Annotated in this window: 7 protein-coding genes; 3 read left to right on the forward strand and 4 right to left on the reverse strand. The window is 28.8% G+C overall.

Annotated features, from left to right (window positions below):
• Positions 1 to 11 precede the first annotated feature (11 nt).
• Positions 12 to 2,075, reverse strand: coding sequence for an efflux RND transporter permease subunit (locus tag K5V21_RS17450; protein WP_221862356.1), 2,064 nt, complete (start codon positions 2,073 to 2,075; stop codon positions 12 to 14).
• 366 nt (positions 2,076 to 2,441) lie between these two features.
• On the opposite strand from K5V21_RS17450, the gene K5V21_RS17445 reads away from it, so the two are divergent.
• The 3 genes from K5V21_RS17445 to K5V21_RS17435 are packed head-to-tail and all read left to right on the forward strand — an operon-like array spanning position 2,442 to position 4,481.
• On the forward strand, positions 2,442 to 3,341 hold the full coding sequence (locus K5V21_RS17445; protein ID WP_221862355.1) for a DUF5685 family protein: 900 nt from the start codon (positions 2,442 to 2,444) through the stop codon (positions 3,339 to 3,341).
• 1 nt (position 3,342) lies between these two features.
• On the forward strand, positions 3,343 to 3,960 hold the full coding sequence (locus tag K5V21_RS17440; protein WP_221862354.1) for a J domain-containing protein: 618 nt from the start codon (positions 3,343 to 3,345) through the stop codon (positions 3,958 to 3,960).
• A gap of 23 nt (positions 3,961 to 3,983) precedes the next feature.
• The gene (locus tag K5V21_RS17435; RefSeq protein WP_221862353.1) at positions 3,984 to 4,481 is read left to right on the forward strand and encodes a hypothetical protein; all 498 of its coding nucleotides are present in this window, start codon (positions 3,984 to 3,986) and stop codon (positions 4,479 to 4,481) included.
• Between the two features lie 95 nt (positions 4,482 to 4,576).
• On the opposite strand, the gene K5V21_RS17430 is transcribed toward K5V21_RS17435, so the two are convergent.
• From K5V21_RS17430 to K5V21_RS17420, 3 genes are all read right to left on the reverse strand, one after another.
• Positions 4,577 to 5,404: a pyridoxamine kinase gene (locus K5V21_RS17430; RefSeq protein WP_221862352.1), complete on the reverse strand. Its 828-nt coding sequence runs from the start codon at positions 5,402 to 5,404 to the stop codon at positions 4,577 to 4,579.
• Between the two features lie 30 nt (positions 5,405 to 5,434).
• Positions 5,435 to 5,962: an ECF transporter S component gene (locus K5V21_RS17425; RefSeq protein WP_204594460.1), complete on the reverse strand. Its 528-nt coding sequence runs from the start codon at positions 5,960 to 5,962 to the stop codon at positions 5,435 to 5,437.
• A gap of 168 nt (positions 5,963 to 6,130) precedes the next feature.
• Entirely contained in the window at positions 6,131 to 7,501 is a 1,371-nt protein-coding gene (locus K5V21_RS17420; RefSeq protein ID WP_221862351.1) for a peptide MFS transporter, read from the reverse strand.
• Positions 7,502 to 7,773: the final 272 nt, after the last annotated feature.

Below are 7,773 nucleotides of genomic sequence, written 5' to 3' on the forward strand. Positions count from 1 at the left end.
CTCTCTTATCCTTAACCTTCTCTCCATTTAATTGACGTTTTATTTATTAATCCTTCAGAGACTAATAAAAATGATGGAAGTATTAAAAGTATTACTGCCATACTGATGAGTGCTCCTCTAGAAATTAAGAAACAAAGACTTCTAATTAAAGCCATATCTGAAACCATAGCTACTGCAGCAGTTGCTCCAAAGAATGTAAGTCCTGATGTAACTATAGATTTAGCTGATCCCTTCACTGCAATTAGTATTGCTTCTTGCTTTGTATGCCCTTTTCTAAGCTCTTCTCTAAATCTAGATGTCATTAATATTGCATAATCAACAGTAGCTCCAAGCTGAATAGTACCAATTACTATACTTGCTACAAAAGGTATCTCATTTCCTGTATAATAAGGAATTCCCATATTTATAAATATTGCAAATTCTATTGCTGCAACTAATAATATAGGTACTGATATTGACCTAAATACTATTAAGATTATTAAGAATATAGCTATTATTGAATACACTGATACCATTTTAAAATCTCTATCAGAAGTTGTTATTAAGTCTTTTGTAAGAGGACCTTCCCCTGCAACTAATGCATTTTCATCATATCCTTTTACTATACTTATAATCTCATCAATTTGCTGATTTTCTTCGTCTTTAGCAGCCTTATACTCTGAATTTGCAAGTATAAGATTATATCCACCCTTTTTAAATATTTCTCTTATATCTTTTGGTATGAACTCTTCCGGAATAGCTGGACCTATTAATTTATCATAAGAAATTACAGATGTAATTCCTTCTATATCCTCTATTTTATTTGTCATTTCTTTTATCTTATAAGGCTTAACATTATCATTTACCAAAATAAAATGTGTTGTCATCATATTAAACTTATCTTTTAGTTTGTTTGTTGCAACTATAGATGGCATATCCTTAGGTAATGTTTCATCTAAGTTATAATAGACTTTAGCATTTCTAGAGCCAAATATAGCAGGTACTAAAAGAACTAAAAATATACCTATAAAAACTTTATAATGAGTAGTTACAGTCTTTGATAACTTATCAAAATTTGGAATTATAGTCCTATGTTTATATCTATGAATCAATTTATCAAATGTTAGTATTAGAGCCGGAAGCACTGTTACAGAACAAATAACACCTAGCACAACTCCCTTTGCCATAACCATACCAATGTCTTTCCCAAGTGTTAAATCCATAGCACATAGCGCTAAAAATCCTGCAATTGTCGTTAAAGAAGAACCTGAAATAGATAGCATTGTTGTAGATATAGCTTCTGACATAGCATCTTTTTTATCTTCAAACCTTGTAAGCTCCTCCTCATATCTATGCATTAAGAATATAGAGTAATCCATAGTAACTCCTAGCTGTAATACAGCGGCCAAAGCTTTTGTTATATAGGATATTTCGCCAAATATAATGTTTGTCCCAAGATTAAACAATATTCCAATACCTATAGAAACTAAAAATATTATAGGTACAAACGTAGACTCCATAGAAATTAATAAAACTATTAAAGAAATAATTACTGCTAATATCACATAAAATGGAGTTTCTTTGTCTGCTAAATCCTTTGTATCTTTAAGTATTGCAGACATTCCACTTAAGAAACATTGTTTATTTGTCATAGATTTTATTTCACCAATTGCATTTAATGTACTTTCTGATGCAGATGAATTATTATACTTAATAATTACCATAGTCGCATCTCCGTTAAACAATTGATTTTTCACAGCATCTGGAAGCATATCCTTAGGTGCAGAAATATCTAATGCATCGTCTACCCAAATAGCATTTTCTACACCTTTAATATTTTTAATTTTGTCTTTAAGTTCCACAACATCTTTATCTTTCATCCCCTCTATTATAAGCATTGATGTTGCGGCATCTGAATAGACATCATCTAGAACCTTTTGCCCTTTAGTAGAATCCAAATCCTGTGGTAAGTAGCTTAAAATATCATAATTAATTCTTGTATTTATAATTCCAAAAATAGCTGGAATTATTAATATGGCAGTTAATATTAATACTATTTTAGTATGATTAGAGATCCACTTACCAAACTTATTCACTTATCATCACCCCTTTATATGACTAATGGTCATTTATTATTATACCAATATATGTATTAAAATCAAATATTTTACCACATTCTTTACAAATAGTTTAAAATTCACTTTTCAATAAATGTAACCGTATATATTTTTCAATAATAATTTTTAAGCTTTGAATTCTAAATAATTCTTAATATCTGAAATTAATAATTAAAAATTTTTATTACCTAATACTTTCATTAACCATTTATATAGATATATTTTCCTCTTATGTATTACCTACAGAATTATTAATACTATTTTCTTTCTATTCATAAATACTGTTTTAAACATTAAACTTATTGTATAATAGCTTTATAACAATTTTTAAAGGAGTGTTTTTTATTGTTTGGTTACGTAACTCCTCTAAAACCCGAACTAAAAATCAGAGAATATAATCAATTTAAGAGCTATTACTGTGGGGTTTGCTTTGCTATAAAAGAGCTATATGGTAATCTTCCAAGAATGACATTAAATTATGATATGACATTTTTAGCATTGCTTTTAGATGGACTAATTAAAGAAGGTTTAAATATTGAGCTAAAAAGATGTATGGCTCACCCTGCAAAAAAGAAACCTGTATTATTAGATAACACAGCTATAAATTATGCAGCTAGTATGAATGTATCTCTTGTTTACTATAAGTTATTAGATGACGTTAATGATGATAATTCATTAAAGAGTAAATTCTCATTAATGTTTATGAAACCCTATCATAAGAGTTTCCCATCTTCTATAGTTGAGATAAATTCAGTAATTGAAGAGAATCTAAAAGAGCTTACAAGACTTGAAAATACTAAAGACTTTAAGTATATAGATGAGATATGTGATCCTTTTAGTATTATAGTTGGTGTTATATTAGAGAAATTCCCTTATGAATTTAAAGATGATTCTAAAGAACTTAGATCAGAACTTTATCGTTTTGGTTACTCTCTTGGAAAATGGATATATCTAATGGATGCTTTAGATGATTTAGAAGAAGATATGAAGGATACTAAATTTAATCCTATTAATTTCTTATATAATAAGGCTAACTTACCTTATGAAGAATTCTTAGAAGGAATTAAACAAAGGCTAGAATTCAGTATATTTAGCTGTGCATCTACATGCAAAGAAATTCTTGATAAACTTCCGCTTAATAGAAATAAAGAAATTTTAGAAAATATCATCAATCTTGGAATGATGGATAAATACATAAATACTACGAATAAATGTAAGTGTAAAAAGAAAGGCAGTGAATTATAAAATGAACCCATATGAAGTACTTGGCGTAAAAGAAGGCGCATCTCAAGAAGAAATCAAAAGTGCATATAGAAAGCTTGTTAAGCAATATCATCCTGATCAATATGGTGATAATCCACTTAAGGATTTAGCTCAAGAAAAACTTGCTGAAATAAATCAAGCTTATGATATGCTAACAAAAGGAAAAACCAATTCAAATAACAATACTGGATATAATAGTGGAGCTAATAATAGTTATAATAATTCAAATACTAGTGATGCTTATGCATTCCAAGAAATTAGAAGACTTATTCAAACTAGAAATATAGGCGCTGCTGAGACTAAATTAAATTCTATTTCTAATAGAAATGCAGAATGGAACTTTTTAATGGGTATATGTCATGTTCAAAAAGGTTGGTTTGATTCAGGACTTCAACATCTTCAAACAGCTGTTAACATGGATCCAAACAACTTTGAATATAGACAGGCGTTAAACCAAATAAATTCAAGAGCAAATAATTATGGAAATCCATATAGAACTTCTGGTGCAGGTGGTGCCAATGCATGCAGCTGCTGTTTAGACCTTTGGTGTTTAGATAGTCTTTGCGAATGTTTTGGTGGCGATTTAATCGGCTGCTGCTAATAAATATTGGGAGATTGTGATTTATGAATAATTTAAAAACTAAAGATATAACCCTAGGTGGAATATTAATTACATTAACTGTTATTACTTTATATATTAATTTGATTATACCAATAAATACCTTTGCTATACTTACAATTTCATCATGTTATGTGCCTATTGCAATTATGAGAAGTAATATTAAATTAGGTATATTTGTATATATAGCATCTTCTATTATAGGATTTTTAATTATTCCTCTAGATATAATGATTCCTTTTATTTTATATTTTGGAATCTTTGGTTTAGTTAAATTCTATATTGAAAAGCTTAAGAATATTCCTTTAGAGATACTATTAAAATTAGTATTTTCTAACATAATGTTATTCATAGGATACTTTATATTTATTTCTTTTGTTGGACCTATCCCTGCACTTCCATTATGGATGTTATTAATTGTAGCACAAGTTGCATTTATCATTTTTGATTATGCATTAACGCTAATAATAACATTTTATATATCAAAATTTAATAAAAGATAATAATAGCGATGCTTTAATTATATTATTTCCCTTATAAAGATTACTATTAGAATCACAAAAAGACTATGTGTAAATTAGGATTTACACATAGTCTTTTATAATAATTTATATAATTGCTTTTCTAAAAGTACACCTTCTTTTGTAGGATAATCATATTCCATACTATATTTTATGCATTCTTTAACAAATTCTGCTGATTTATTAATTCCATCTAATAAATTATTTCCTTTTAAAATTTCAGTTGAAAGTACTGCAGTAAAGATATCTCCTGTCCCCGGATATGATTTAGATAATTTTTCATGACATAAAATTCTTATATTTTCACCATCACAAACAGCTACCCCTATTCCAATATTATTACATGGTACAGAAGTTATAACTATATTTTTTGCTCCAATTTTTCTTAAGTCATAAATTACATCTTTTATATTTTCCTCATTAAAATTATCTATATCAGAAGCATCTCTTCCTGTTAGGTATAATGCTTCAGTAAAATTCGGTGTAATTATATCACTAAGCTTTAAAAGTTCTCTCATATACTCTACATATTCTTCTGTAAATCCATTATAAAGCTTGCCATTATCCCCAAATATAGTATCTAATACAACTATTCCTTCTCTATTTTCCTTTAGATAGCCTATAGTTTCTTGTATCTTATCTACTCCCCCTAAATATCCTATAAGGGTTAAATCAAAGTTTATTCCATTATCTCTTATACAATCCGTTGCTTCTTTTATAAAATTTTGACTATCAAGTCTAGCAATTGGATTAAATCCACCTGTATGAGTTGATAATATAATGGATGGTATAGGACATGCCTCAACACCCCTAATACTCATTACAGGAATAATATTTGTAAGTGATGCTTTCCCTACGCTACATAAACTATGTATTATAAGAGCTCTTTTTATGGGCTTTTTCAAAATTTTTCTCTCCATTTCTTATCTTATATATTAGTTAATTCTTTCAATAAATCCTCTTGTTGCTGCTTTTACAGCCATTGATAAAGGAACTGCTATAACTATACCAATTACAGTTGTTGTAATTGAAGTTAAAAGGGATGTTACAGCACCTTCCCATCCTTTAAAGATTACCCAATTTACAATAAAATATCCAACTAATGATACTAACCCACCTAATATAAATCCTATTATATTTTGAATTGTACTTCTACCTTCTTTTCCATTCATAAATGCAACCTTCCCAGCTACATACCCTGTTGCTCCTTTAATTATAAAGGTTGGAATTACCCACAATACAAAAGCTGGAGTTAAGGCATCCATAAGAGCACTTCCTATAGCAGCTGGAATAACAGCCTTCTCTCCTATTAATACTGCAACTATAAATATTACTGTTGTTCCTAAGTGAATCATTGAAACTCCTCCACCTATTGGAATTTCGATGTGTATATAAGTTCCTAAAAAAACTAATGCTGAAAGCATCGCTATCATAACAAGCATATTTGTACTCATTTTTTTCATTACATTTCCCTCCAAAACACTAAATTATATTCTTTAATTATGGTATTATTAGCTACTACACTTGTCAAATGTATCGGTATATTATTTACAATATAAAGAAAGATTATTTTTAAATTATAAAAATCAAAAAAGGCTATCTTCAATATTGAAGATAGCCAAAATTTCATTCTATTCCATTAATTTCGTAATTTTTTTACTGCATAGTAATAATACTACTCCTAATGCTATACATACAGCTGATATTGAACCGAATATTTCCATAGGTCCAAGTGCTTCCATTCTTGATGCAACAACACCTGCTAATAGATTAGCTATTCCTGATGCTGCAAGCCACATACCCATTAATAATGATGCATATTTAATAGGTGCAAGTTTTGATACCATTGATAATCCTATTGGTGATAAACATAATTCTCCAACTGTGTTACAGAAGTATGTTAATACTACCCACCACATGCTAGCCTTAGCTACTGGATTTTCTGCTCCTCCAATTGATATACATGCTCCTACCATAAATAAGAATCCAATACCTAGGATAATCATACCCATTGCCATTTTAACTGGCACTGGTAAATCTCCTTTTTTTCTATTTGCTAATCTAAACCATAGTTTAGCTAAGATTGGTGAAAGAAGAAGTACAAATACTGGATTAACTGATTGGAACCATGCAACTGGAATTGTCATTCCAAAGAACTCTCTATTAGTTAACTTTTGAGTAAACATTGTTAATGAACTTCCTGCTTGTTCAAATCCTGTCCAGAAGAAAATAACAAAGAATGCTAATATGAATATAGAAGCTACTCTTCTCTTTTCTTGCTTAGTTAAAGGTTCATGACTAACTTGCTTTTGTTCTTTTGTTCTTTCCTTTGGTGCTTCACCTACATGTGCTAAATACTTAGGTGAGAATATCATAAATATTATTTGTCCAAGTATCATTCCTATAGCAGCTGCTAAGAAACCATATTTAAATCCATATTCTATAATTGCTCCATTTGCTGTCTTTGCAAAGATGTCTTCTGCTAATAACCCACATATTAAAGGTGCTATTAATGATCCTACATTTATACCCATATAGAATATTGTAAATGCTGAATCCTTACGCTTATCCTCTTTATCATAAAGTTGACCAACTACTGTTGATATATTTGGTTTAAAGAACCCATTACCTATTATTAATAATGCTAGTCCTATGTAAAGTCCTATTCTGCTGCTATCTATAAATAACATAAAGTTACCTATTGCCATTATAGATGCACCGATTATTATTGATTTCTTTTGACCTAAGAAATTATCTGCAATCCATCCTCCAATTATTGGAGTAAAATATGTAAAACCTGTATATACCGCGTATATAAGCGCTCCTGAACTTACACTAAATCCTAAACCACCTTGCACAAAGCTTACTGTTAAATAAAGCATTAAAAGTGATCTTAATCCGTAGTAACTAAATCTCTCCCACATTTCTGTTAAAAATAATAGATATAGACCTGGTGGGTGCTTTAATCTACTCTTGTTAACAGATGTATTTGATGTTGTCATAGTAAATTCCCCTTTTCATTTGTTATGTCATTTAGTGAATTTTGCAATTTAAATCCTGCAAAAATTCTTTAAAATATCTTTTGCTTATGTAAAGACTATAACATTTTATGAAAGTGAATTCAAGTCATTTATAGATTTTTTTTAATCTAATTAATATTTTGATAAAATTTATTTATTAAAATCATTATTTAATTATCAATTTATCAAAAAACTATTACTTTTTTATTCATTTTTTATTAATTTGCAAATATTTTTAATGTATTCCCTTATGA

The sequence above is a fragment of the Clostridium sardiniense genome (assembly GCF_019753795.1).
GTDB lineage: Bacteria > Bacillota > Clostridia > Clostridiales > Clostridiaceae > Clostridium > Clostridium sardiniense.